Origin of the sequence: Mycobacterium novum, from assembly GCF_010726505.1 — a bacterium.
Lineage (GTDB): Bacteria > Actinomycetota > Actinomycetes > Mycobacteriales > Mycobacteriaceae > Mycobacterium > Mycobacterium algericum.
In genome coordinates this window covers 649,071-672,968 of the sequence record NZ_AP022562.1, presented here as the reverse complement: position 1 = coordinate 672,968, position 23,898 = coordinate 649,071, and the positions used below count along the sequence as shown (strand labels likewise).

Annotated in this window: 22 protein-coding genes; 15 read left to right on the top strand and 7 right to left on the bottom strand. The window is 70.0% G+C overall.

Annotation, left to right across the window (positions count from 1 at the left end; all coding sequences use genetic code 11):
- Positions 1–156: 156 nt before the first annotated feature.
- Genes G6N19_RS03025 through G6N19_RS03015 form a run of 3 tightly spaced genes read left to right on the top strand, consistent with a single transcriptional unit; the run spans position 157 to position 2,951 of the window.
- Complete coding sequence (locus G6N19_RS03025; protein WP_193465734.1) at positions 157–1,038, top strand: helix-turn-helix domain-containing protein; 882 nt, start codon at positions 157–159, stop codon at positions 1,036–1,038.
- 41 nt (positions 1,039–1,079) lie between these two features.
- Positions 1,080–1,898: a uracil-DNA glycosylase gene (locus G6N19_RS03020; protein ID WP_013828169.1), complete on the top strand. Its 819-nt coding sequence runs from the start codon at positions 1,080–1,082 to the stop codon at positions 1,896–1,898.
- A 21-nt stretch (positions 1,899–1,919) separates the two neighbouring features.
- Positions 1,920–2,951 (top strand): LLM class flavin-dependent oxidoreductase, encoded by a 1,032-nt coding sequence (locus G6N19_RS03015; protein WP_193465733.1) that lies wholly within the window; start codon positions 1,920–1,922, stop codon positions 2,949–2,951.
- Here the strand turns inward: G6N19_RS03015 and G6N19_RS03010 are convergent.
- From G6N19_RS03010 to G6N19_RS02995, 4 genes are all read right to left on the bottom strand, one after another.
- Positions 2,948–6,364 (bottom strand): PecA family PE domain-processing aspartic protease, encoded by a 3,417-nt coding sequence (locus G6N19_RS03010; RefSeq protein ID WP_193465732.1) that lies wholly within the window; start codon positions 6,362–6,364, stop codon positions 2,948–2,950. The two genes, G6N19_RS03015 and G6N19_RS03010, sit on opposite strands and share 4 nt — an antisense overlap.
- 132 nt (positions 6,365–6,496) lie before the next feature.
- The gene (locus G6N19_RS03005) at positions 6,497–6,955 is read right to left on the bottom strand and encodes a nitroreductase family deazaflavin-dependent oxidoreductase (RefSeq protein ID WP_193465731.1); all 459 of its coding nucleotides are present in this window, start codon (positions 6,953–6,955) and stop codon (positions 6,497–6,499) included.
- A 3-nt stretch (positions 6,956–6,958) separates the two neighbouring features.
- Complete coding sequence (locus G6N19_RS03000; RefSeq protein ID WP_193465730.1) at positions 6,959–7,396, bottom strand: HIT family protein; 438 nt, start codon at positions 7,394–7,396, stop codon at positions 6,959–6,961.
- Between the two features lie 9 nt (positions 7,397–7,405).
- Entirely contained in the window at positions 7,406–8,560 is a 1,155-nt protein-coding gene (locus tag G6N19_RS02995; RefSeq protein WP_193465729.1) for a MalY/PatB family protein, read from the bottom strand.
- Between the two features lie 33 nt (positions 8,561–8,593).
- Here G6N19_RS02995 and G6N19_RS02990 point away from each other — a divergent pair, with 33 nt between their 5' ends.
- From G6N19_RS02990 to G6N19_RS02980, 3 genes are all read left to right on the top strand, one after another.
- Positions 8,594–9,706 carry an adenylate/guanylate cyclase domain-containing protein gene (locus G6N19_RS02990; protein WP_193465728.1) on the top strand — a complete coding sequence of 371 codons (1,113 nt, stop codon included), beginning with the start codon at positions 8,594–8,596 and terminating at the stop codon, positions 9,704–9,706.
- A gap of 339 nt (positions 9,707–10,045) precedes the next feature.
- Complete coding sequence (locus G6N19_RS02985; protein ID WP_193465727.1) at positions 10,046–11,269, top strand: IS110 family RNA-guided transposase; 1,224 nt, start codon at positions 10,046–10,048, stop codon at positions 11,267–11,269.
- A 201-nt stretch (positions 11,270–11,470) separates the two neighbouring features.
- Positions 11,471–12,448 carry an Acg family FMN-binding oxidoreductase gene (locus G6N19_RS02980; RefSeq protein ID WP_193465726.1) on the top strand — a complete coding sequence of 326 codons (978 nt, stop codon included), beginning with the start codon at positions 11,471–11,473 and terminating at the stop codon, positions 12,446–12,448.
- Between the two features lie 173 nt (positions 12,449–12,621).
- On the opposite strand, the gene G6N19_RS02975 is transcribed toward G6N19_RS02980, so the two are convergent.
- Together G6N19_RS02975 and G6N19_RS02970 are read right to left on the bottom strand one after the other, a co-directional pair.
- Positions 12,622–14,502: an ABC transporter ATP-binding protein gene (locus tag G6N19_RS02975; protein WP_193465725.1), complete on the bottom strand. Its 1,881-nt coding sequence runs from the start codon at positions 14,500–14,502 to the stop codon at positions 12,622–12,624.
- Complete coding sequence (locus tag G6N19_RS02970; RefSeq protein WP_193465724.1) at positions 14,499–16,241, bottom strand: ABC transporter ATP-binding protein; 1,743 nt, start codon at positions 16,239–16,241, stop codon at positions 14,499–14,501. Before G6N19_RS02970 ends, G6N19_RS02975 begins: the two co-directional genes overlap by 4 nt.
- 173 nt (positions 16,242–16,414) lie before the next feature.
- On the opposite strand from G6N19_RS02970, the gene G6N19_RS02965 reads away from it, so the two are divergent.
- The 7 genes from G6N19_RS02965 to G6N19_RS02935 all read left to right on the top strand — a co-directional run bounded on the left by G6N19_RS02965 (position 16,415) and on the right by G6N19_RS02935 (position 19,339).
- Positions 16,415–16,912, top strand: a complete 498-nt coding sequence (locus tag G6N19_RS02965) for a DUF3558 domain-containing protein (RefSeq protein WP_049793003.1) — start codon at positions 16,415–16,417, stop codon at positions 16,910–16,912.
- A complete protein-coding gene (locus tag G6N19_RS02960) occupies positions 16,909–17,451 on the top strand; it encodes a DUF3558 domain-containing protein (RefSeq protein WP_193465723.1) in 543 nt (180 codons plus the stop codon). Before G6N19_RS02965 ends, G6N19_RS02960 begins: the two co-directional genes overlap by 4 nt.
- 55 nt (positions 17,452–17,506) lie before the next feature.
- Entirely contained in the window at positions 17,507–17,740 is a 234-nt protein-coding gene (locus G6N19_RS02955) for a hypothetical protein (protein ID WP_193465722.1), read from the top strand.
- Positions 17,737–18,000 (top strand): hypothetical protein, encoded by a 264-nt coding sequence (locus G6N19_RS02950; RefSeq protein WP_193465721.1) that lies wholly within the window; start codon positions 17,737–17,739, stop codon positions 17,998–18,000. Before G6N19_RS02955 ends, G6N19_RS02950 begins: the two co-directional genes overlap by 4 nt.
- 362 nt (positions 18,001–18,362) lie before the next feature.
- A complete protein-coding gene (locus G6N19_RS02945; protein WP_083038628.1) occupies positions 18,363–18,611 on the top strand; it encodes a type II toxin-antitoxin system Phd/YefM family antitoxin in 249 nt (82 codons plus the stop codon).
- Positions 18,604–19,008 carry a type II toxin-antitoxin system VapC family toxin gene (locus tag G6N19_RS02940; RefSeq protein ID WP_197912079.1) on the top strand — a complete coding sequence of 135 codons (405 nt, stop codon included), beginning with the start codon at positions 18,604–18,606 and terminating at the stop codon, positions 19,006–19,008. Before G6N19_RS02945 ends, G6N19_RS02940 begins: the two co-directional genes overlap by 8 nt.
- A gap of 169 nt (positions 19,009–19,177) precedes the next feature.
- Positions 19,178–19,339 carry an excalibur calcium-binding domain-containing protein gene (locus G6N19_RS02935; RefSeq protein ID WP_013828203.1) on the top strand — a complete coding sequence of 54 codons (162 nt, stop codon included), beginning with the start codon at positions 19,178–19,180 and terminating at the stop codon, positions 19,337–19,339.
- 31 nt (positions 19,340–19,370) lie between these two features.
- Here G6N19_RS02935 and G6N19_RS02930 read toward each other — a convergent pair whose 3' ends face one another.
- Complete coding sequence (locus tag G6N19_RS02930) at positions 19,371–19,877, bottom strand: SixA phosphatase family protein (protein WP_193465720.1); 507 nt, start codon at positions 19,875–19,877, stop codon at positions 19,371–19,373.
- Between the two features lie 233 nt (positions 19,878–20,110).
- Here G6N19_RS02930 and G6N19_RS02925 point away from each other — a divergent pair, with 233 nt between their 5' ends.
- The gene (locus G6N19_RS02925; RefSeq protein ID WP_193465719.1) at positions 20,111–21,256 is read left to right on the top strand and encodes a metallophosphoesterase family protein; all 1,146 of its coding nucleotides are present in this window, start codon (positions 20,111–20,113) and stop codon (positions 21,254–21,256) included.
- Positions 21,253–23,868, top strand: a complete 2,616-nt coding sequence (locus G6N19_RS02920; protein WP_193465718.1) for an AAA family ATPase — start codon at positions 21,253–21,255, stop codon at positions 23,866–23,868. The genes G6N19_RS02925 and G6N19_RS02920 overlap by 4 nt, the downstream gene beginning before the upstream one ends.
- Positions 23,869–23,898: the final 30 nt, after the last annotated feature.

Below are 23,898 nucleotides of genomic sequence, written 5' to 3'. Positions count from 1 at the left end.
CCAAATGACAAATATTTGTCATTTGAATGACAACTGAAAATAGGATGAGACGGGACGCTACCGCTGGGTGGGCGTGAGCGCAAGGGGTCGATCCGACGCCGTACCATCGGTGATTCCCCGCAGACCCGGGCATATGCCGGAGAGCTAAGGAGGGCGATGGGCGGGCGAGACGACGAGAAGCGGGGAGGTTCTCCTCCCACTGATCGGGTCGTCGCCGTCGTCGGGTTATTGGCCGCTCAGTCGCAACCCAGTTCGATCGCGTCGATCGCCTCGCGGCTGGAGTTGAACCGTGCCACGGTGACGTCGATCCTGCTGGCGCTGGAGCAGGCGGGTTGGGCGGTCCGCCGGGCCGACCGCAGCTACACCCTGGGGCCGGGGCTGATCGGCGTCGCCGACACCGTCCGGCGGCTGTGGCCGTTGTCGACCGAGAGCACGCACGTGATCGAGCAACTGGCCGAGCGGGCCGGGTGCGGCGCGGGGCTGGCCCTGGTGGGGCCTGCGGAGTTGAGTTTCTTGACGTTGGTGCGTGGCCGCGGCCGTATCCCGGCCGGCGTCGGTGTCGGGGTCCGGTTGCCGCTGATCGCCCCGGTCGGCGCCACCGTGGTCGCCCACCGGGATGCGTCGGCGCAGCAGGCGTGGCTGGAGTCGGCGCACGGGGTCGGCCGCGACGTGCTCGACGACGTGCTGGCGCAGGTGCGAGGCAACGGCGTCGTGGTGTTCGGCCTGGGTGGTCCGGGACTGGCGGCGCTGGATGTGCTGGCCGAGGTGGTGGATCTGCTCGACGAGCATCCCCGTCGCGCGGCGCTGCGCCAGCGGGTCTTCGAGCTGCTCACCGGTGTTAACGGGAACCCTTACACCGCAACACAACTGGCGGCGGCCGAGCCGCTGTCGGTGAGCTATCTGGCGGCGCCGGTCTTCGACAACGGCGAGGCGACCTACGAATTGCAGTTGGGGCCGCTGCGGCGGGACGTGAGCGCAGCCGATCGGGACCGCTACATCCGCGAGATCCGGGCGACCGCCCAACAGCTGTCTTCTTGACCCGCTTCTCGTGGCCGATCGGTCGGCGGCAGGATGGTGTCATGCTCGCCCACCCGCGCACCGGTCAGCTCTTCGACTCCCCGGTGCCTGCGGGTACCGGCTGGCCCGGCGACCCGGCCACCCCGGAAACCCCGCAAGCCGCCGACGCCGCGCGGGTGGCCCGGCTGGCCGGCCAAACCGAGTCGATCGCCGAACTCGATGCGCTGATCAGCGTGTGCCGGGCCTGCCCGCGGTTGGTGAGCTGGCGCGAAGAGGTGGCCGTCACCAAAAGGAAATCCTTTGCCGACCAACCCTATTGGGGGCGTCCGGTGCCCGGCTGGGGGGCGCCGGAGCCGAAGATCGTGATTGTCGGATTGGCGCCGGCCGCCAACGGCGCGAACCGGACCGGGCGGATGTTCACCGGCGACCGCTCCGGCGACCAACTCTACGCGGCGTTGCACCGGGCCGGTCTGGTCAACCAGCCGACCAGTGTCGACGCCGCCGACGGTCTGCAGACCAGCACCATCCGCATCGTCGCCCCGGTGCGCTGCGCCCCGCCGGGCAACGCGCCGACGACGGTGGAACGCAACACCTGCGCGCCGTGGCTGGATGCCGAATGGCGGCTGATCGCCCCGCATGTGCGGGTGATGGTGGCCCTCGGCGGTTTCGCCTGGCAGATCGCGCTGCGGGTGGCCACCGAGCAGCCGCTCAAGCCCAAACCGAAATTCGGTCACGGCGCCCTGGCCGAACTCGGCCCGACGCTGCGGCTGCTGGGCTGCTATCACCCCAGCCAGCAGAACATGTTCACCGGCAGACTCACGCCGGCCATGCTCGACGACGTCTTCGGCCGGGCCGCTGAGCTGGCGGGACTATCCGGCTGAACCGCCGCGTTGACTATCAACGTGCGCCTATCCGTTCTTGACCTCGTCCCCGTCCGCACCGACCAGTCCACCGCCGACGCGCTGGCCGCCACGGTGCGACTGGCCCAGGCCGCCGACCGGCTCGGTTTCACCCGCTACTGGGTGGCCGAGCACCACAACATGCCCTCGGTCGGCGCCACCAGCCCACCGGTGTTGCTGGCCTACCTGGCCGCGCAGACCGCACGGGTGCGGCTGGGCTCGGGCGGGGTGATGCTGCCCAATCACGCCCCGTTGGCCGTCGCCGAGCAGTTCGCGCTGCTTGAGGCCGCCGCGCCCGGCCGTGTCGACCTGGGCATCGGGCGGGCGCCCGGCTCGGATCCGGTCACCTCGTTCATGCTGCGCTCCGGCCGGGGCGACGAAGACATCGCGAACTTCCCCGACTATCTCGACCAGGTGCGGGCGATGATGAGCAGCCGCGGCGTGCAGGTCCAGCTGCGCGACGGCGACTACCTGCTCAAGGCCACCCCGGCCGCCACGAGCGAGCCGCGGCTGTGGCTGTTGGGCTCCAGCATGTATTCGGCGCGGCTGGCCGCAGCCAAGGGCCTGCCGTACGTGTTCGCCCACCACTTCTCCGGCCACGGCACCGAGGAGGCGCTGACCTATTACCGGGAGCATTTCACCGCCAGTGAGGTGTGCCCCGAGCCGACGACCTTCCTGACCGTGAACGCCGCGGTTGCCGAAACCTACGACGAGGCAACGGCATTGATGCTGCCCAACCTGCAGATGATGGCCCGGTTGCGGACCGGACGGCCGCTGGGGGCGGTCGATTTGGTCGAGGATGCGCAGGCCGCGCGCATCTCCGACGCCGAACAGCGCATCGTCGACGGCGGACTGCGGCGCGCGGTGGTGGGCGCACCGGCCGAGGCGGCCGATCAGCTCAAGGCGCTGGCCGCGCACTTCGACGTCGACGAGGTGATGGTCAACCCGGTGGCCTCGGCTCGGCGCGGCACCGACCCGGCCACCGCGCCCGGGCGCGAGCAGACGTGCGAACTGCTCGCCAAAGAGCTGTTCTAGCCGCTGAAGATCGTCGTCCCGAAACCGCTGGGCCGGTAGTCGATGTAGATCGGGTTCTCCGAGAACGGGAAGTAGCCGCTGTTCATCGAGGAGTTCGACCACACCCACGGGCTGTTGGACGAGGTGGTCGTGTAGGAGTACAGCAGGGTCTGGCCGTCGGCGGTGTACACCGAGATCTCGGTGCCGGCCGGCAGCTGCGAGCCGATGCCGGCACTGGGAACCAGCCACTGCGGGACACTGCCGAACATGCCGCCGGAGTCGATCGACGTGGAAACCGGCTGCGGCACACCGCCGTTGATCGACACCATGGTGTCGACGAACGGTGAACCGGGCACCGACAGCTCCGGGTCCAGCGGGTTGGGGCCGAACACCACCTCGCCGCGGGTGGCGTCGATGAGCACACCCTGGTTCAGTGCGCCCGGCAGCGCCGAGATGATCGTCGAGGTCCCGGAGAAACCGTTGTTCGGCCCGATGCCCAGCACCCCGACGATGTTGTACTGGTTGAAGTACTGCGTCATCAGCGCCGTGGACGACGGGTCGACGATATTGACCGCGGTGGGATCGGTGACCAGATCCTCGAAGCAGGTGCCCGCCTTGTCGCAGAACCCGACCGTGGTGTCGTAGGTGGTGTAGCTGTAGGACTGATTGCCCAGGCCCGCGTAGCTGGCGCTGCCGGAGAAGACCGAGTCGCCCAAGCCCTGACTGTTGCCCAGGATGGTCAATCCGGTGGAACCGGTGTCGATCTGGACCGGCACCGGCGGCCCGCCGTTGATCGAGATGTAGACGATCGGGCTGATCCCGCCGCTTTGCAGATACAGCGGGATGGTCGCGTTGACCGGGCCGTCGGGCCCGCCGGCAATCCCGTCGGACGCGCTGCCCGAGCCGGCGCCGCCGCTGCCGCCGGCGCCGTTGGCCCCGTTGCTGCCGACCGGTCCGCCGTCGCCTCCGGTACCGCCGTTGCCGCCGTCGCCTCCGGCGGCGCCGGCACCGCCGGCGGCCACACTGCCCGCGGCTCCACCGTCGCCGCCGTCGCCGGCCGCCCCACCATGCACGTTGGTGGAGGCCAGGGTGGTGTCGCCGCCGTGACCGCCGTCGCCGCCGTCGCCGCCCGCGCCGGCGTTGCCGCCGGTGCCCGCGTGGGCACCCGAACCGCCGACCCCGCCGGAACCGGCATTGCCGCCCGCCCCGCCGTCGCCGCCGTCACCACCGCTGGACCCTTGCGAGTAGAAGTCGCCGGCGGCGTCCCCGCCGTTCGCCCCGGCACCGCCCACTCCGCCGTTGCCACCGGTGCCGCCGTTGAATCCGGTATCGCCGACGCCGCCGGTCCCGCCGGCTCCTGCCGCTCCGCCGTTCCCGCCGGCACCGCCGATCCCGACCGGCGCCCGGTTGATTCCGGGCTGGGCGAAGGAGCCCGACCCGGGGGCGCCGCCGTCGCCGGCCGCCCCGCCGTTGCCGCCGGTGCCGCCGGTGCCACCCGAACTGGCCACCCCGACGCCGCCGCTGCCGCCGCCGCCGCCGGTCCCGCCGCTGCCGCCGGCACCGCCGTCGCCGTTGGTGCCGAACCGGCCGTGCTCGCCCAGGGCGGCGTTGCCCTGGTAGGACGAGCCGCCCGCGCCACCGGTGCCGCCGGCACCACCGTGGCCGCCATCGAAGCCGGTGCCACCGCCGGAGGCGCCGACATCGCCGAGCCCGCCATTGCCGCCCACACCGCCGGCCCCGCCATCACCACCGCTGCCGTACTGGACGTTGTTGGCGACGTCGAGGGTGGCGATGCCGTTGCCACCGCCGTTGCCGCCGGCCCCGCCCGCGCCGCCGGCACCGCCGTTGCCGGTGCCGGCGCCATGCGCGCTGACGCTGCTGCCGCCGGCCCCGCCTGCCCCACCGGCCCCGCCGTTGCCACCACTGCCGGGCAGCGTGGCGCTGGGGGGGAGCTGGGATTGGTCCAGACCGCGGCCACCGTCACCGGCCGTGCCGCCGGCCCCGCCCGCGCCGCCGTTGCCGTCGCCCAGCGAGTTGCCGCCGTTGCCGCCGGCCCCGCCGTTGCCACCGTCACCGGCATTGCCGCCGTTGACAGCGGCGACGCCGTTCGCGCCGTTCGCGCCGTTGCCGCCGGCCCCGCCGGCGCCACCGTTGCCGTGCAGACTGCCGGTTCCGCCGTCGCCGCCGTTGCCGCCGTTGGCACCGGGCAGGGCGTTCGGGTCGGATGCCGCGTCGTAGCCGTTGCCACCGGCGCCGCCGTCTCCGGCGCGCCCGGTGGGCGCCGCCCCGGCGGCCCCGCTGAGTCCCTGGGTGGAGCCCGTGCCGCCGTCGCCGCCGTGGCCGCCGGCGCCGATGAGGCCACCGTTGCCGCCGCGACCGCCGTCGGGATTGCTCGCGTCGCCGTGGCCGCCGGCCCCGCCGTCGCCGGGATTGCCACCGGCGCCGCCGGTTCCGCCGTTGCCGCCGGCGCCCTGCAGGCCGGCGGTGCCGTGTGCCGACGTGCCGCCCGCGCCGCCGTTGCCGCCCGTGCCGCCGTTACCGCCGGCCATGCCGTTGCCGCCGTTGCCGCCGGCGCCGCCCGCGACGGTCGCGTCGGCCCCGGTCGACCCCGACCCGCCTGCCCCACCGGTTCCGCCGGTGCCGCCGGTTCCGCCGCGGCCGCCGTCGCCGTACTGGGCCGACAGGCTGGAGCCGCCCGCACCGCCGACACCGCCCAGGCCGCCGGTGCCGCCGGCGAAGCCCGCCGTCCCGGCCACCCCGGTGGCCCCGATCCCGCCGTTGCCGCCGGCGCCGCCGTTGCCGAAGAGCCACCCGATGGCGTCACCACCGGCCCCACCGGCGCCGCCGACACCGCCGTTGATACCGATCCCGCCGTCGCCGCCGGCGCCGCCGTTGCCCATGATCGACCCGCCGGCTCCACCGATGCCCCCGGCGGCACCGGCGCCGCCGTCACCGCCGGCCCCACCGTCGCCGAACATGCCGGCCGCCCCGCCGTTGCCGCCGGCCACCCCGGCGGCGCTCTGGTCGTAGCCGTCGCCGCCGTCGCCGAACCACAGGCCGCCGGCGCCGCCGTGGGGGTTCTCCGCCGTCCCGTCGACGCCGTTGCCGATCACGTAGGACCCGAGCATCTGGTTGATGCCGTCGTTGATCTGTTCGCCGAAGGGGCTGGTGATCCAGGCCTGGATGGACGCATGCAGCGGGTCGTAGAAGAGTTGGTCGAACCACGCCGCGGAGTCCAACGGGTCGGAGTCGGCGGCCACCCCCGGGGTGAACAGGTCGATGAGCCAGTCCAGGTCGACGTCGGCGTGTGCCGACGGTGCCGCACTGAGGGGGCCGAGCCCGAACGACCCACCGATGGCCCCGGCCGCGAGCACGGCGCCGATCGCGGTGCGAGCCCGGCGCCGGTGACTTGGCTGCGAATTACGTCGGCGCATCGCCCACCTTGCCTAGATCGAGGGCGAAGCCTGCCCGGAGGCCCACGCACCACCGCGTGGTCCAGTCAAAGTACTACCTAAGGAAGGACTTAACAACGGACAAGTGGGTTTCGCAGGCAGAATTGCGGGCGGTTAAGTGGACGGGACGGGGGTCAGGACCACGACCGGGATCGGGCGGGTGGTGCGCCGCTGGTAGGCCTCGTAACGGTGGGCGTTGTTGGCGTTGACGATCTGCCACAGCCGGGCATAGTCGGGGTCGTCGGGCAGCACCGGCCGCGCGGTGACGGCGAAGCGCCGCGGCCCGACGTTGATCTCGGCGTCCGGATGCGCCTTGAGGTTGTGGTACCAGCCGGGGGAGCGCGGCGCCCCGCCCATGGACGCCACGATCAGGTAGGTGTCCCCGTCTCGGGCGTAGGTCAGTGAATTGGTGCGGGCCTGGCCGGTCTTGGCGCCGACGGTGTGCAGCAGCAGGCTGGGCGGAACGCCGGGAAACCGGTGCCCGATCCGTCCGTTGCTGCCCTGATACAGCTTGTCGTGGAGGCGCAGCAGTCGCACCCCGAGTTGATCTTCGACCCAGCGGGAGATGTCCATGACTCAGTCTGGCGCAGCAGCGTCCAACCGTGCCACCGCCGCCCGCAACAGCTCGCCGGTGCGCTCGCGGTCCGGGTCCCGGCGCACCAGCATGCCCTTGGCGAAGGACAGCTTGTCGCCGCTGCGGCGCGGCACCACGTGCAGGTGGATGTGGAACACGCTCTGAAACGCCGCCTTGCCGTCGTTGATCGCCAGGTTGTTGCCATCGGCGTGCAGCCCAGAGGCCCGAGCCGCCCGGGCAACCCGCTGCCCGACCGCGAGCATGCCGGCCAGCGTGGCCGCCGGGGTGTCGGTCAGGTCGACGAAATGCTGTTTGGGGACCACCAGGGTGTGGCCGCGGGTGAACGGCCGGATGTCGAGGAATGCCAGGTAGTCGTCGTCTTCGAAGATTCGCACGGCCGGGGCGTCGCCGGAGACCACGGCGCAGAACACGCAGGACATCTCGCCACGTTAGCCGTTCAGCGCGGCGGCCATCGCGTCGATGGCGCGGTCCAGGATCGCCCGGGTGGTGCCGAAGTTCAGCCGCGCAAAGCCGGGGCCGGCCCCGAACGGGATGCCGGGACTCAACGCCACCCGCGCATTGGCCAGCAGATAGTCGGCCGGCTCGGCCGGCAGCGCCAATTCCCGGAAGTCCACCCAGGCCAGGTAGGTGGCCTCGGGCCGGTTGACCCGCAGCCCCGGCACCGCCGCGGGCAGCACCCGGCTCAGGTGGTCGCGGTTGACCCGCAGGTAGGCCAGCAGGCCGTCGAGCCAATCGGCGCCGTGGGTGTAGGCGGCGATATTGGCGCGGATACCGACGGTGGCCGCGCCCATGACGTGCAGCATGTTGATCTTGCGCCACGCGTCGACGTCACGCTGGTTGGACAGGATCACCTGGGCGCACATCAGGCCGGGCAGGTTCCAGCCCTTGGAGGCCGACATCAGCGTGACGACGGTGTCGGCGGCGGCCTCGGACACCGAGGCGGCGGGCACATGGCGGCCGTCGTAGACCAGCGGTGCGTGGATCTCGTCGGCGATCACCCTCGCGCCGTGGCGGGCGGCGATCTCGACGATCGCGCTGATCTCGGCGGCGGTGAACGCGGTGCCCAGCGGATTGTTCGGGTTGCACAGGATCAGCGACCCGGCGCCGGCGGCGAACGCGGCGTCCAGCGCATCCAAGTCGATCACGTACCGTCCGGAATCCTGTTGCAGCATCGGGATTTCCACCCGCTGCCGGCCGGAGACCTGCAGCAGGTCGAAGAACGGCATGTAGGCCGGCACCGGCAGCACCACGGGGCTCTCCGGGCGGGTGAGAAACGCGATGACGACTTCCATGCCCTTGAGCACGTCGGGCACGGTGCGCACCCATTCGGGCCGGACGGCCCAGCCGTAACGCTGCTTGCACCAGCGCGCGGTGGCCACTGGAAGGGCGTCGGAGCCCAGCGCCGGATAACCGAACTCCTCGCTGGTCACGCAGGCCCGCACCTCGTCGAGCACCGCCGGCGCGGTCGGGAAGTCCATCTCGGCGATCCACAGCGGCAGCACGTCGGGGCCGTAATGGTTCCACTTGATGGTGTTGCGGGCGCGCAGCAGCTCGTCGGTCAGGGAGTCGAAGACTTCAGCCACACCGACAGTCTGCCGGGAGATACGTTTGCGGGCGTGGCTGATCCCCAGATCGATGAATTGCTCGACGGGCTGGACGGTGTGGCACGCGCCGAACGCGCCGAACTGATCGAATGGCTGCTGGGGCAGGGCATCTCCGCCGAGGAGATCCGCGTCTCGGCGTCGCCGATGCTGTTGGCGTCGCGGCGACTGATCGGTGACGACGGCAGCTACGTCTCGGCGCGTGACATCAGCGAATCCGCCGGAGTGGACCTCGAGTTGTTGCAGCGCCTGCAGCGCGCGGTCGGGCTGCCCTGGGTGGACGACCCCGATGCGGCGGTGCAGATGCGCGCCGACGGCAACGTCGCGGTGCACGCGCGCCGATTCCTCGAGGCCGGGATCGATGCTGAGCACGCCCTGCAGACGCTGCGGGTGCTGGCCGACGGGCTGGCGCACGCCGTCGACCCGATGCGTGCGGCGATGCTGGCGGCCATCGTGGAGCCGGGCGCCACCGAACTGCAGATCGCGCAACGCTCCCAGGAGTTGGTGGGCCGGCTGGCGCCGCTGCTGGGCCCGTTCGTGCAGGACATGTTGCTGATGCAGCTGCGTCATCAGTTCGACACCGACGCCGTCAACGCCGGGGAGCGGGCCGCGGGCGCACCGTTGCCCGGTGCGCGGCACATCACCGTCGCGTTCGCCGACCTGGTGGGCTTCACCCGGCTCGGCGAGATGGTCCCGCCCGAGGAACTGGTCCAGCTCGCCGAGCGCCTGACCGGGCTGGCGCGGGAGATCGCCGTTCCGCCGGTGCGGTTCATCAAGACCATCGGTGACGCGGTGATGTTCGTCTGCCCGGAGCCGGCGCCGTTGGTCGATGCGGTGCTGCGACTGGTCGAGGTGGCCGCGGCCGATGAGAGCCTGCCGCGGCTGCGCGCCGGTGTTGCGGCGGGAGAGGCGGTGAGCCGGGTCGGGGACTGGTTCGGCAGCCCGGTGAACCTGGCCAGCCGGGTGACCTCGGCGGCGCGTCCGGGCTCGGTGCTGGTCGCCGGGCCGGTGCAGGCGGCCCTCGTCGACGACGACGCCTTCCGCTGGTCGTTCGCGGGGGCGCGGCACCTCAAGGGCATCAAGGGCGAGGTCAGCGTGTTCCGGGTGCGGCGCGCTGCGCCGGGCTGAGTCGGGCATTTGCTCCAGGCCGGGGTCGTCACATCTGTCACAGTGGGGAGTGGGCAGGATAATTGCCCGCCTAATGGGGTGTGATCGGCGCGTCGTCGGCGGTTTGTGGGTGTGTCGGCGACACGCTGGTTGATGGGCCACTGGTCGGTGAGCACTTTGCCCGCCGGGAACGATCGTTGATTCCTTCTGCAGAGATCGTGCCCCGATCAGCTGGTGGTCACCGTTAGCGCTACTGGGATGTCGTGCCGAGTTGAGCACTGATCCATTAGGTCGCAGCAGGGTGTCCGCAGGCTCGACGGGGTGGCAGTGCCACCAGGTGATCGAGGGAAAGGTGAGGTGATGTTTTTTGTCGGCGATGACTGGGCCGAAGACCATCACGACGTGTATTTGATGGATGAGGGCGGCGCCCGACTAGCGTCTGGGCGGTTGCCCGAAGGGTTGGCCGGTATCGGTCGGCTCCACGAGATGATCGCTGCCCATGCTGATGACCCGGCTCAGGCCGTCATCGGTATCGAGAAGGACCACGGACTGTGGGTGGCAGCGCTGGCATCGTCGGGCTATCAGGTCTACGCGGTCAATCCGATGGCGGTGGCCCGTTACCGGGATCGACACAGCGTCTCGGGCGCAAAATCTGATGCTGCGGACGCGAAGTTACTGGCAGACCTGGTGCGTACCGACCGGCACAACCACCGGCAACTCGAAGGCGATAGCAATCAGGTCGAGGCGATCAAGGTGCTGGCGCGGGCCCACCAGAATCTGATCTGGACCCGAACTCGCCAGGTCAGCGCACTGCGGATGGCGCTACTGGAGTACTACCCGGCGGCGCTGGAGGCGTTTCCCAACCTCGGTGACCGTGACCGCGACCGCGACGCCCTGGCGGTACTCAGGCGTGCCCCCACTCCCGATCAGGGCGCTCGGCTGAGTCTGAGCAAGATCGCCGCCGCACTCAAAGGCGGTGGCCGCCAACGCGGCATCGAAGAACGCGCCCACCAAATCCAGACTCTGCTCCGCAGCAAGCAATTGCCGGCACCGCAAGAGGTGACCGCGGCTTACGGGGCAACCACCAGCGCCGCAATCACGATCGTAGCCACACTCACCGATCAGATCAGTGCGGTGGAAATTGAACTGGCACAGCATTTTAGGAAACACCCGGACGCCGACATCTACCTCTCCCTGCCAGGACTTGGTGTGATCCTCGGCGCCCGGGTGCTCGGTGAGTTCGGGGACGACCCGAACCGGTTCACCGATGCCAAGTGTCGCAAGAACTACGCCGCCACCTCGCCGATAACCGTCGCCTCGGGCCGAAAACATGCCGTCCTGGCCCGCCACGTCCGCAATCAGCGCCTCTACGATGCCCTAGACCGCTGGGCGTTCGCCACGTTGAAATGCAGCCCAGGCTGCCGCGCTTTCTACGACCAGCACCGCGCTGCCGGCGACACCCACCACCAAGCTCTGCGCGCTTTGGCCAACCGACTCGTTGGCATCCTGCATGGTTGCCTACGCCACCACACCCCCTACAACGAACACACCGCCTGGGCCCACCGCGCCCCCGCCGCAGCTTGACAACTAAAAAGCTGGGATGTCTCACAGCGACAGCGCGTGCCATTTGTCGCGCAGAGGCGGGCATCTGACCATATGGTCCTCAATCGGCGACGACGAACGCGGGCGGCGTGACCAAAGCCGACCGGCCGATGACCAACGGCCCCTGTCGCGGCTGCGCCCGGACTGGGAGCCTGGGGTCAACAGAGCTGTTGGAGGTGGCTGATGCCGGACACGATGGTCGATCTCGAAGTTCTCACCGAAGCGGTGCGGCTGGCGTGCCGCGCGCCGTCGCTGCACAACAGCCAGCCGTGGCGATGGGTTGCCGAGCGCGGCCGACTGGAGCTGTTCTTGGAACCGTCCCGGGCGGTGCACGGCGATCGGTCGGCGCGCGAGGCGTTGATCAGTTGCGGTGCGGTGCTCGACCACCTGCGGGTGGCGATGGCCGCCGCCGGGTTCACGGCTGAGGTGCAGCGGTTCCCGGATGCGCAGCAGCCGGACCACCTGGCCTCGATCGAGTTCACTCCGGGCGGGCGCGTCAGCGATATGCAGCGCTATCGGGCCAACGCGATCCTGCTACGGCGCACTGATCGGCTGCCGTTTATGGCGCCGCGCAACTGGGAGCCGTTCGAGGCGGTGCTGCATGACAGTGTCGAGGATCCGGTGCGGCTGTGCGTGCTCGGCGACGACGTGCGCCCCAAACTGGCCGAAGTGTCCCAGCTCTCCGAGGCGCTGCGCATGTACGACGCGGCGTATCACGCCGAAATCAACTGGTGGACGGCGCCGTTCGAGGTCCGGGATGGGATTCCGCAGAGCGCGCTGGTGTCGGCCGCCGAAAGCGACCGGGTCGACATCGGACGCGCCTTCCCGGTCACCCGGAATCGGGAGCGTCGTGTCGAGGTCGGCGACGACCACGCGACGATCGTGCTGTTGTCGACGGCCACCGACAGCCCGTCGGACACGCTGGCCTGCGGCGAGGCGCTCTCGGCGGTGCTGCTGGAATGCACGATGGCCGGCTTGGCCACCTGCCCGGTGACGCATGTGACCGAGGTGCCGGCCGGGCGGGCCATGCTGGCCGGGGTGGCCGGTCGCGATGACCTCCCGCAGGTCTTGATCCGGATCGGCGGCGCACCGGCGCTGGAGAAGGCGCCGGAGCCGACACCCCGACGTGCACTCGCCGAGGTGCTGCACGTCAAGGTCTGATCACCGGGGACATGGGGCAGGCCCGGTTTGACAACGTGGGGCGTCTACACTTCCTGCGCGGCTGGATGTCACCCACGAGTCCAGCTCTTCGGATCGGTCATAACCGGGCCTGCTTCGCGCTCGAATCTACGCCGGTGACCACTGGTCAGCAATGGGAGATCTGACCCGAATCCTCAACTGCCCTCGGCCATCGCCCAGTACGCCCCGCGGCGGGCCAGCAGCTCGGCGTGGGTGCCCTGTTCGACGATGCGGCCGGCCTGCATCACCAGGATCAGGTCCGCGTCGCGGATCGTGGAGAGCCGGTGGGCGATGATGAAACTCGTGCGGCCCCGGCGCAGTTCGCGCATCGCACGCTGGATCAGCAGCTCGGTGCGGGTGTCCACCGAACTGGTCGCCTCATCGAGGATCAGCAGTTGCGGGCGGGCCAAAAACGCCCGGGCGATGGTGATCAGTTGTTTCTCCCCGGCGCTGATGCCGGCGCCGTCGTCGCTGACCCGGGTGGCATAGCCGGCGGGCAAACCACGCACGAAGGCGTCGACGTGGGCGGCGCGTGCGGCCGCGAGCACCTCGTCCTCGGTCGCGTCGGGGCGACCGTAGCCGATGTTGTCGGCGATGGTGCCGGTGAACAGCCAGGTGTCCTGCAGCACCATCCCGATCGCCGAGCGCAGCGAGCAGCGATCCACGCCGGCGATGTCCACCCCGTCGATCAGGATCTGCCCGCGGTCCACGTCGTAGAAGCGCATCAGCAGGTTGACCAGGGTGGTCTTGCCGGCTCCGGTCGGCCCGACGATGGCCACCGTGCTGCCCGGCTCGATACTCAGTGACAGGTCTTGGATCACCGGAACGCCGGGCCGGTAGCCGAAGCCGACGTCACGGAACTCCACCCGCCCACCGGAACCGTTGAGCGACAACGGCGCCGACGCCGACGGTGGCTCTTCGGGTTCGTCGAGGAACGCGAACACCCGCTCGGCGCTCGCCGCCCCGGACAGCAGGGTGTTGTACATGCCCGCCAGGTTGCCCAGCGGCTGGTTGAACTGGCGCACGTAGGCGATGAACGCCTGGATGCTGCCCAGGCTGATCTGGCCGGTGGCCACCTGAACGCCGCCGATCACCGCGACCGCGACGTAGCCGAGGTTGCCGACCAGCCCGGTGGCCGGCGCCACCAGGCCGGAGAAGAACTGGGCGCCGAACCCGGCCCGGTACAGCTCGTCGTTGTGCTCATCGAAACGCTGCTGCGCCCAGTCGCGGTGGCCGAATGTGCGGACCAGTATGAAGCCGCTGTACGTCTCCTCGAGGTGGGCGCCCAGCCGCCCGGTGGCGGCCCACTGCGCGGCGAACAGTCGCTGCGAACGCCGGGTGATCGCCCGCACCGCCAGCAGCGACACCGGCACCCCGACCAGCGTGACCGCGGCCAGCAGCGGCGAGATGGACAGCATCATCGCCAGCACCACCAGCACCGTGAGCACCGAGGAAAACAGTTGGCTGACGGTCATCGACACCGACGTGGCGGTGTTGTCGACGTCGTTGGTGACCCGGCTGAGCAGCTCGCCGCGGCGCTGGGTGTCGAAGTAGCGCAACGGCAACCGGTGCACCTTGTCCTCGACGTCGCGGCGCAACGTGCGCAGCGTGCGCTGCAGGATCACGTTGAGCAGCCGGGCCTGGGTCCAGATCATCACCGCGCCAACCAGATACAGTCCCATCGCCAGTGCCAGGGTGCGTGCCACCGCGGCGAAGTCGACACCGGCGCCGGGTGTCACGTCCATCCCGGACAGCATGTCGGCGTAGGTGCCGTTGCCGGCGGCGCGAGCGGCCTCGACGGCCTGCTGCTTGGTCATGCCCGCGGGCAGACCGCGGCCGATCACCCCGTTGAACACCAGGTCGGTGGCGTGTCCGAGGATCCGCGGTCCGGCGACCCCGATCGCGATACCGGCCAGCGACAAACCGATCACCGCGGCGATCAACCGGCGCTGCGGGCCCATCCGGCGCACCAGCCGCAGCGCGGTCACCGAGAAATCGACGGCCCGCGCGGCCGGATCCAGCACCGGGGGAGTCACGCCGGCTCACCTGCCAGTGACTGGGATTCGGCGAGCTCGACGTAGGCCGGGCACTCGGCCAGCAGCTGCTGATGGGTTCCGGCCCCGACGACCCGCCCGTCGTCGACGACGATCACCTGATCGGCCCGGGTGACCGTCGAGATCCGTTGCGCCACGATGATCACCGTCGCCGCGGCGGCCACCTCACCCAGGGCGGCGCGCACCGCGGCATCGGTGCGGGTGTCCAGCGCGGAGAACGCGTCGTCGAACAGATAGATCGAAGGCCGGCGGATCACCGCCCGGGCGATCGCCAGCCGTTGGCGCTGCCCCCCGGACAGGTTGATCCCGCCCTGGGCCACCGGCATCGCCAGCCCGTCGGGGTGGGCGGCCACGAAGTCAGCAGCGGCAGCCACCCGCAATGCCTCCCACAGCTGCTCGTCGCGGACCTCGACGCCGGCCGGGGCGCCGTAGCGCAGGTTGTCGGCGACGGTGCCGGAGAACAGGTAGCCGCGCTGGGGCACCAGTCCGATGCCCGACCACAGCTGTTCGGGGTCGCGGTCGCGCACGTCCACGCCGTCGATGAGCACCGCGCCCTCGGTGACATCGCGCAGCCGGCAGATCAGCGACACCAGCGTGGATTTCCCCGACCCGGTGGAGCCGACGATCGCGGTGGTGGTCCCGGGCGACGCAACAAAGGACACGTCGCGCAGCACCGCCCGGTCGGCGCCGGGATAGCGGAAACCCACCCCGGCCAGCCGGACCTCGCCGGTGACGGCCGGCGGCGACACCGGCTCCAAAGGCGTGCCGATCGTCGGCTCGGTGGACAGCACCTCGGTGATCCGCTCGGCGCACACCGAAGCGCGCGGCAGGATCGCCACCACCATGGTGGCCATCAGCACGGCCATCAGGATCTGCATGAAATAGGACAGGAAGGCGATCAGCGAACCGACCTGCATGTGCCCGGCGTCGATGCGCAGCCCGCCGAACCAGATCAGCGCCACGCTGGAGGCGTTGATGATCAGCGTGGTGGCCGGCAGCATCAGCGCCTGCAGGTTGCCGACCGCCAGCGAGGTGTCCGACAGGGCGTGGTTGGCGGCCGCGAACCGGTCTTGCTCGTGGGCTTCACGGGCGAACGACCGGATCACCCGGATCCCGGTGAGCTGGTCGCGCAGCACCCGGTTGATGTTGTCGATCAGCATCTGCATGCGACGAAACAGCGGCAGCATCCGGACCACGATCGCGTAGTTGGCCCCGGCCAGCACCGGCACGGCCACCGCCAGCAGCCAGGCCAGCCCGGCGTCTTGGTGCAGCGCCATCGCCACCCCGCCGATGCTCATGATCGGCGCGGCGACCAGCACGGTCACGCCCAGCTGCACCACCAGCTGGATCTGACGGACATCGTTGGTGGTGCGGGTCAGCAGTGTTGGCGTGCCGAACCGGGTGGTCTCGCGCTCGGAGAACCCGATGACCCGGGTGAACACCGCGCGGCGCAGATCCCGGCCGAAACCGGTGCCGGTGCGCGCGCCGAAGTAGACCGCGGCCACCGCGCACAGCACCTGCAGGCCGGTGACCGCCAGCATCACCGCGCCCAGCCGGATGATGACGGCGGTGTCGCCGCGCACCACCCCGTCGTCGATGATCGAGGCGTTGACGGTCGGCAGGTACAGCGACGCCAGACTGCTGATCAGCTGCAGCGTCATCACCGCCGCGACCGGCCACCGGTACGGCGTGATGTAGCAGCGCAGCAGCGCCAGAAGCATGGGGTTACTGTCGCACACCGCGGTGCGCCGGCCGCGGCAGCGACGGTCGCGCGGCGACACAAACCGACTGGTCACCCGGTGTGTCGTGGTTGGTGGCCGGTGGTGCCGCTACAGTGCATCGTGTGCGGCTCAAACTGACGGTCCCGGCCTTGGCGGTCGCTGCCGTGATTCCGATGGTCGCCGGGTGTTCCGACTCCGGCTCGACCGAAGCCTCCTCCGGCGAGTCGTCGGCGTCGAACTCCGATCAGAGCACCCACGGGCCGTTGTTCCCGCAGTGCGGGGGCGTCAGCGACGAGACCGTCACCAACCTGACCCGGGTGTCCGGGCTGGTGAACACCGCACAGAACTCGGCGGGCTGCCAGTGGCTGGCCCGCGGCGGCATCATGGGCCCGCACTTCTCCTTCTCCTGGTATCGCGGCAGCCCGATCGGGCGGGAACGCAAGACCGAAGAGGTGTCGCGCACGTCGGTGGAAGACATCAACATCGACGGCCACAGCGGGTTCATCGCGATCGGCACCGCGCCGACGATGGGCGACAACCTGTGTGAGATCGGGATCCAGTTCAAGGACGACTTCATCGAGTGGTCGGTCAGTTTCGCCCAGAAACCGTTCCCCGACCCGTGCGACGTCGCCAAGGAACTGACCCGCCAGTCGATTGCGAACGCCAAATGAGCCGCCGGATCCTGACCGTTTTGGCCGTGCTCGCGCTGCTGATTGCGCCGGCGGGCTGCTCCCGCCAGGTGGGCGGCACCGCGGTCAAGGCCGGCGCCGGTGACACCCAGCGCAACAACAACTCCGAACGGCAGTACCCCAACCTGCTCAAGGAGTGCGAGGTGCTGACCACCGACATCCTGGCCAAGACGGTGGGGGCAGACCCGCTGGACATCCAGAGCACCTTCGTCGGCGCGATCTGCCGCTGGCAGGCGGCCAACCCGGCCGGGCTGATCGACATCACCCGGTTCTGGTTCGAGCAGGGCAGCCTGGACAACGAACGCAAGGTCGCCGAGTTCTTGCAGTATCAGATCGAGAACAAGTCGATCGTGGGCGTGCCGTCGATCGTGATGCGTCCGGCCGATCCCAACGGTTCCTGCGGGGTGGCCAGTGACGCCGCCGGCGTGGTCGGCTGGTGGGTAAACCCGCAGGCGCCCGGCATCGACGCGTGCGAGCAGGCGATCAAGCTGATGGAACTGACGCTGCAGACGAATTCGTAGGACGGCTCCGCGCGTGCCATCTTCCCATTGTGGGAATATGGGCTATGGTTGGTTGATGAACGAACTTGCGTTTGTCGAAACCGACGGCCGAAGCCGCGTCGTGTTGCCCGGCCGCCCCAACCAGCGCTATGTGATGCGTGAGAATCCCGATGGCAGCTTGCTATTGCAGCCGGCGCGCGTGGTGACCGACGCTCAACACGAATTTGATACCGATCCCGAACTACGCGACCTGCTGTCCCGGGCTGCGGCGTCTCCGACGGTCCGCCGGACACGCGTTCGCCGGACGTGAGCTTCGACGGTGATTACTCCGAAGTCGCCGATACGCAACTCGACGAACTCGAAAACGGCCCGGATATCGACCTGTTCAACAGCGTCCTTGACACCATAGAACTCATCTTCCGACTGCCTGGGCAGGCGCAATCCCTGTCGACGGCGATCACCACGCCCGACGGTATTCGGATGCGGCTACCGGTCATCGGGCACCCGCCATACAAGGTCTTTTGGTCCACCGAAGGACCCCGCATTGAAGCGATATTCCCGCCCCCATAACGCGCTCGGTGAGCCCATCGGCAACATCGGTGCGGCAGCGCCACGCGAAACGACGACGATGGTGACGGCGCTGATCTCCTGACGATCGCGACGACGTACCTTCCCCGCGCGAAGCGGGCGCCATCGGCTGTTTCCGTTTGAACTAGATAGTTCAAAGCGGCAGTTTCGGTGTTGCGGGCCAGGACATCTCGCTGACCAGCGACGTCCGGCCCGACGGCGCGTTGCCGAACGTGCTTGGTGCCCGGGTAAACCTCACTAATTGCTGTGCCGCGAAACTGATCCGCAGCGCCTGCCCGGCGGTGTTGCTTGGCGGCGCTGCGGCTTCCGTAGCCTGCCGTAGCACATATCGCTACGATTGCCGTATGGCCCGGACAATCCCGCAGCGTGAACTGCGCAACGACAACGCCAAGGTGATGGATGCCGTTGTGGGCGGCGCGACGTTCATCGTGACCCGCAACGGCGAACCGGTGGCCGAACTGCGGCCGATACGGGTCACTCGCCGCACGTTCATCCCGCGCGGTGATATCGCCGCGCTGGCGGGCGCGGCGGTGCGTATCGACCACCGCCAGTTCCGCGCCGACCTCGACCGGGCGATTGATCAGCGTGTCTGAGCCGACGTCTGGGCTACTGGACACCTCGGTCGTCATCGACTGGCACGACCCGAAGGTCGTTGTCGCGCTTCCCGACGAGGTCGCGATCTCGGCTATCACCGCAGCGGAGTTGGCCGCCGGCCCGCTGTTGGCTACCAGCGCCGTCGAAGCGGCCAAACGCCAGGCGCGGTTGCAGGAGGTGGAGTCGCACCTGGAGCCCATCCCCTTCGATGCGGCCGCCGCCCGCAGTTACGGGCTTGTCGTTGCCGCGGTGGTGCGCGAAGGCCGAAAGCCACGCAGCAGGTTCGCTGATCTGTTGATCGCGGCGACAGCCCACGCCAACCGACTCGATCTCTACAGTCGCAATGCCCAGGATTTCGCCGGGCTCAGGGACCTGATTCGCGTCGTCGCGGTCTGATCGCTGGTCCGGGGGCCGTCGCCGAAACCCGCCCAGGGGCTTCGCGGCCTGGCTAAACTCAGTCGGGCATGGAGGGGGGATCCACCGTCATCGCGCACGATGAGACCCCAAGGAGTAGGCAGTGAACCGTCACCTTCTTCTCGCCGCGGCAGCCGCGAGCACAGCTGCCATGGGCGTCGTCCTCGCGCCGGTCGTCTCGGCAGGCCCGCCGTACAAGAACTGCTCCGAGGCTCACGCCGACGGCCGGTACAACATCCCGGAAGGTGACGACGCCTACTCGTCGAAGCTTGATCGCGACGGCGACGGCTTGGCCTGCGAACCCAAGCGCTGAGGCCGGGCAGCCGGCCATCCGCCTGTCAGCTCTACCGCGGCACGTGAAACCCGACCAGCGCCGCCGACCGCGGCTCCACGCCGGACCAGCTACCGCCGACGCGTAACACCGCGATGCCCGACGTCGGGAATTTCTCCGAAATCCGTTGGACAACAGCGGCGTCGGTGCCCGCCGCACCCGCGATCCCGAGAGCGACGCTCGACATGGCGGGTTCGTGTCCGATCACCAGCAGGGTGCGCACCTCATCGCCGACGGTGTTGATCGTCGCGATGACGGTGCCGGGCACGGCGTCGTAGAGCTCGTCGAGGTAGCTGACGGGAGCGTTGAGGCCGGTGCGCTCCAGGGTGTTTCGGGTGCGCGTGGCCGTCGAACACAGCACCTGGTCGATCCTCGGCGCGTTGGCCCGCAACCAGTCCCCGGCCAGTGCGGCCTCGCGTATCCCGCGTTTGGCCAACGGCCTGCCATGATCGGCCACCCCGGGCGGATAGTCCGATTTGGCGTGGCGAAGCAAGATCAGCGTGCGCGGTGCGGCGTTCATCCGCCCAAGGTTAGGCCAGTTGCGGCCGGTGAGGTGACCGGTGCGACGTCGCCGGCGCCGGTTATCGCGGATGCTCTACCTGTCCCGGGGGCGTGACGGATGTGTCGGGTGTGACGTGCGGGATCGGGCGCGCTGTCGAGATCTCGGACCTGCCGATCAGGGTCCGAGGACTTGTCGGTGGACGGCCATACACTCGCGGTGCCCGGCCCCAGCCGGATGAAAGGACGACCGACATGCGATTCCTGCACACCGCCGACTGGCAGCTCGGTATGACCCGGCACTTTCTGGCCGGTGACGCCCAGCCGCGCTATTCGGCGGCCCGGCGCGACGCGGTGGCCGGCCTCGGCGCGCTCGCCGCGCAGACGGGTGCAGAGTTCGTCGTCGTCGCCGGGGATGTGTTCGACGACAATCAGCTCGCCCCGGAGGTCGTCAGTCAGTCGCTGGAAGCCATGCGCACCATTGGGATTCCGGTGTACTTGCTGCCTGGAAACCATGACCCGCTCAACGCCGCATCGGTCTACACCAGCGCGTTGTTCACCGCCGAACGCCCCGACAACGTCGTCGTTCTCGGCACCGCCGGGGCGCATCAGGTGCGTCCCGGGGTCGAGATCGTCGCCGCACCGTGGCCCTCCAAGCGGCCCACCTGCGACCTGGCGGCCGCGGCGGTTCAGGGACTGCCCGCCGACGGCACCACCCGGATCCTGCTCGCCCACGGCGGCGTCGACGTGCTCGACCCCGACCCGACCAATCCGGCGCTGATCCGGCTCGCCGCGCTGGAAGACGCGCTGGACCGCGGCGTGATCCACTACGTCGCCTTGGGGGACAAGCACTCCCGCACCCAGGTCGGCGCCGGCGGCCGGATCTGGTACTCCGGCTCACCGGAAGTCACCAACTACGACGACATCGAACCCGACCCCGGCTACGTGCTGGCTGTCGACATCGACGAGACCAGCGGTGCGGTCAGCGTAGAATCCCACCGTGTGGGCAGGTGGCGGTTCGTCACGCTGCACCGCCAACTGGACACCGGTCGCGACGTCGCCGACCTCGACATCAACCTCGACCAGTTGCCCGACAAGGACCGCACCGTGGTGCAGTTGGCGTTGACGGGCACGCTCAGCGTCACCGACCGGGCCGCCCTCGACGCCTGCCTGGACCGGTATTCACGGCTGTTCGCCTGGGCGGGCACCTGGAACCGCCACACCGACCTGGCGGTGGTGCCCGCCGACGGGGAGTTCATCGACCTCGGGCTCGGTGGATTCGCCGCCGACGCGGTCGAGGAACTCATCGCCGCCGCCCGCGCCGGTGACACCGACGGTGCCGATGACGCCCACGCCGCACTGGCACTGTTGCTGCGGCTCGTCGACCGGGGTGCGGCATGAGACTGCACCGGCTGACCCTGACCAACTATCGCGGCGTGGCGCACCGCGAGATCGACTTCCCCGATCACGGTGTGGTGGTGGTCGCCGGCGCCAACGAGATCGGCAAGTCCTCGATGATCGAGGCGCTGGATCTGCTGCTGGAGTCCAAGGACCGCTCCGCCAAGAAGGACGTCAAACAGGTCAAGCCGACCCACGCCGACGTCGGTGCGGAAGTCACCGCCGAAATCAGCACCGGCCCTTACCGTTTCGTCTACCACAAACGCTTCCATAAGGCGCCCCGGACGCAGCTGACCGTGCTGGAGCCCCGTCGTGAGCAGCTCACCGGTGACGAGGCCCACGAACGGGTCCGTGCCATGCTGGACGAGACCATGGACACCGGGCTGTGGCAGGCCCAGCGGGTGCTGCAGGCCGCCTCGACGGCCGCGGTGGATCTGTCCGGCTGCGATGCGCTGTCTCGCGCCTTGGATGTCGCCGCCGGTGACACCGCCACTCCCAGCGGTACCGAACCCGTTCTCATCGAACGCATCGATGCCGAGTACGCGCGCTACTTCACCCCCACCGGACGCCCGACGGGGGAGTGGGCCGCTGCGGTGGCCGCGCTGGCGACCGCCGACGCCGAGGTGGCGCGCTGCACCGACTTGGTCGCCGAGGTCGACGACCGGGTGCTTCGCCACACCGAACTCAGCGAGCAGCTGGCCCGGCTGACCGACGACCGAGTAGCGGCAGAGGCTCGGCACAGCGCTGCGAAAGCCGCCGGCGACACCATCGCCGCGCTGCGGGACCAACTGCGCGACGCGCAACTGGTGGCGACCGCGGCCGATGCGACCGGCGCCGCGGCGCAGGCCGCCCACGCCGAGCGGCAACGGCTCTGCGCTGAACTGGAATCCCGGGCGGCCGCGATCGCTCTGCTGGACAGCGAGCTTGCCGAGGCCACCCAAGCCCACGACACTGCCGACACCGAAGCCACCACCGCGGAAGGCGCCGCCACCGAGGCCGAGCGGCTGCTGGCAGCCGCCACCGAACACGCCGAGACCTCCCGGCGGATCGTCGACCAACTCGCCGCCCGCGACGAGGCCGACCGGCTGGAAACCCGGTTGGTGCGTATCGATGCCACCGAACACGACCTCGAACAGGCGGTGGCCGAGTTGGCCGCGATCACGGTGACCGAGCCGGTGCTGCGCCAGATCGAGGACGCCGCGGCCGCCCTCGACCGCGCCCAGGCCGCTTTGGCCGCGATCTCGGCGACCCTGGAAGTCACCGCGGCCGCCGACGTCGAACTGCTGATCGGCGGCGAGCACACCTCGTTGGCCGCCGGCCAGAGCTGGTCGGCGCCGGTCGCCGCGGGCGCCGAGGTGGCGTTGCCCGGGTTGTTGAGCGTGCGGGTCAGGCCCGGCGACAGCGCCCGCGAGGCCAGCACCAAACACGCTGCGGCGCAAGAGGAACTGGCTACCGCGCTGGCTGCGGGCGGTGTCGCGGACCTGGCGGCGGCCCGCCGCTGCGATCAGCGGCGCCGCGAGTTGCAGGGCAGCCGTGATCAGCTGGCCGCCACCCTGGTGGCGTTGCGCGGCGACGACGCGGTCGAGGAGCTGCGCACCCGCCTGGCGCAGCTGCGCGGCGAACACGCCGAGGTGGGCGCCGCGATCACACTCGAGGAGGCCCGCGCCGAACGCGACACCGCCGAGGCGCAGCGCACCCGGGCCCACGCCGACTGCGAAACCCTGCGTCGGGCCGCCTCGGAGTCGGCGGCCCGACGCACCGCAGCCGCTACCAGCGTGACGCTGCTGCAGAACAAGGGCGCCACCCAGCGCGCCGAGCTGGAGAGCGTCACCCAGCGCCTCACCGACGAGCGGGCATCGGTCGGCGACGAGGATCTGGCGGGCGCCGCCGAATCCAGCGGCCAGGCGCTGCAGGCCGCGCAGCAGCGCCTCGCCGAGGTGTCCGAGCAGTTGGCCGCCGCCGCACCGGAGCTGGTCGATGCCGAACTGGCCGACGCGGCGCAACAAGTGCAGGCGCTGTCGGACCGGCACACCGAGACCGCCCGCGAACTGCACCAGGTGGAGGTGGAACTCGCCGTCTTCGGTACCGAGGGCCGCAAGGGCCAACTCGATGCCGCCCAGACCGCGCGGGAACACGCTGTGGCCGAACACGATCGGATCGGCCGGCGGGCCCGGGCGGCAGCCCTGTTGCGGTCGACCATGATCCGGCACCGCGACGACACCCGGCTGCGCTACGTCGAACCGTTCCGCGCCGAGATTCAGCGGCTGGGCGTGCACGTGTTCGGCGCGGACTTCGAAGTCGAGGTCGACACCGACCTGAAGATCTGCGCCCGCACCCTCGACGGGCGCACCGTGCCCTACGAGTCGTTGTCGGGTGGGGCCAAGGAACAGCTCGGCATCCTGACCCGGCTCGCGGGCGCGGCGCTGGTCGCCAAGGAGGACAGTGTCCCGGTGGTGATCGACGACGCGCTGGGGTTCACCGACCCGGACCGGCTGGAGAAGATGGGTGCGGTGTTCGACGCTGTCGGCGCCCAAGGCCAGGTGATCGTGTTGACCTGCAGCCCGGACCGCTACCGCAGCGTCAAGGATGCACACCGCATCGACTTGAGTGCTTGAGTATTTCGGCACACTCTAGCCGCGCCGGTG

What these genes read in the sequence shown, in the direction of transcription:
- G6N19_RS03025 (WP_193465734.1), top strand. Translation starts at nt 157, where the DNA reads ATGGGCGGGCGAGACGACGAGAAGCGGGGAGGTTCTCCTCCCACTGAT.
- G6N19_RS03020 (WP_013828169.1), top strand. Translation starts at nt 1,080, where the DNA reads ATGCTCGCCCACCCGCGCACCGGTCAGCTCTTCGACTCCCCGGTGCCT.
- G6N19_RS03010 (WP_193465732.1), bottom strand. Translation starts at nt 6,364, where the DNA reads ATGCGCCGACGTAATTCGCAGCCAAGTCACCGGCGCCGGGCTCGCACC.
- G6N19_RS03005 (WP_193465731.1), bottom strand. Translation starts at nt 6,955, where the DNA reads ATGGACATCTCCCGCTGGGTCGAAGATCAACTCGGGGTGCGACTGCTG.
- G6N19_RS03000 (WP_193465730.1), bottom strand. Translation starts at nt 7,396, where the DNA reads ATGTCCTGCGTGTTCTGCGCCGTGGTCTCCGGCGACGCCCCGGCCGTG.
- G6N19_RS02985 (WP_193465727.1), top strand. Translation starts at nt 10,046, where the DNA reads ATGTTTTTTGTCGGCGATGACTGGGCCGAAGACCATCACGACGTGTAT.
- G6N19_RS02980 (WP_193465726.1), top strand. Translation starts at nt 11,471, where the DNA reads ATGCCGGACACGATGGTCGATCTCGAAGTTCTCACCGAAGCGGTGCGG.
- G6N19_RS02970 (WP_193465724.1), bottom strand. Translation starts at nt 16,241, where the DNA reads ATGCTTCTGGCGCTGCTGCGCTGCTACATCACGCCGTACCGGTGGCCG.
- G6N19_RS02965 (WP_049793003.1), top strand. Translation starts at nt 16,415, where the DNA reads ATGGTCGCCGGGTGTTCCGACTCCGGCTCGACCGAAGCCTCCTCCGGC.
- G6N19_RS02960 (WP_193465723.1), top strand. Translation starts at nt 16,909, where the DNA reads ATGAGCCGCCGGATCCTGACCGTTTTGGCCGTGCTCGCGCTGCTGATT.
- G6N19_RS02955 (WP_193465722.1), top strand. Translation starts at nt 17,507, where the DNA reads ATGAACGAACTTGCGTTTGTCGAAACCGACGGCCGAAGCCGCGTCGTG.
- G6N19_RS02945 (WP_083038628.1), top strand. Translation starts at nt 18,363, where the DNA reads ATGGCCCGGACAATCCCGCAGCGTGAACTGCGCAACGACAACGCCAAG.
- G6N19_RS02935 (WP_013828203.1), top strand. Translation starts at nt 19,178, where the DNA reads ATGGGCGTCGTCCTCGCGCCGGTCGTCTCGGCAGGCCCGCCGTACAAG.
- G6N19_RS02930 (WP_193465720.1), bottom strand. Translation starts at nt 19,877, where the DNA reads ATGAACGCCGCACCGCGCACGCTGATCTTGCTTCGCCACGCCAAATCG.
- G6N19_RS02925 (WP_193465719.1), top strand. Translation starts at nt 20,111, where the DNA reads ATGCGATTCCTGCACACCGCCGACTGGCAGCTCGGTATGACCCGGCAC.
- G6N19_RS02920 (WP_193465718.1), top strand. Translation starts at nt 21,253, where the DNA reads ATGAGACTGCACCGGCTGACCCTGACCAACTATCGCGGCGTGGCGCAC.